Here is a 266-nt window from a genome sequence, read left to right on the forward strand (position 1 = left end):
AAATGTGGGATGCTCTTCTCTTTGTCATGACAGGATTTAGTAGTTCAGAATTTTTGGATGACAATCCCTTGAGAGAAGCGGTTTTAGGAGTGACTCCTCTAGAGGATGTATCTGAATATATGGCCTATACTGAAAAAAACAAGATAGCTGAGATCGTAGAAGCTTTAGAAAATTTTGACATGGACAGAGCCTTGGCAGACTTTAGTATGGAAGCATGCAAGAAAGCTGACTTGTATCCTGATATTTGGGATTATCTTGAGGAAGAG

The 266-nt window shown here is 39.1% G+C and carries 1 protein-coding gene; it reads left to right on the top strand.

Features of this window, described 5'->3' with window-relative positions; translation table 11 throughout:
* Nucleotides 1–266: DUF1877 family protein (locus tag CF394_RS14125; protein WP_133079855.1), on the top strand; the 266-nt coding region annotated here is incomplete at both ends.

This window comes from Tetzosporium hominis (genome assembly GCF_002265435.1).
Classification (GTDB): Bacteria; Bacillota; Bacilli; order Bacillales_A; family Planococcaceae; genus Chryseomicrobium; species Chryseomicrobium hominis.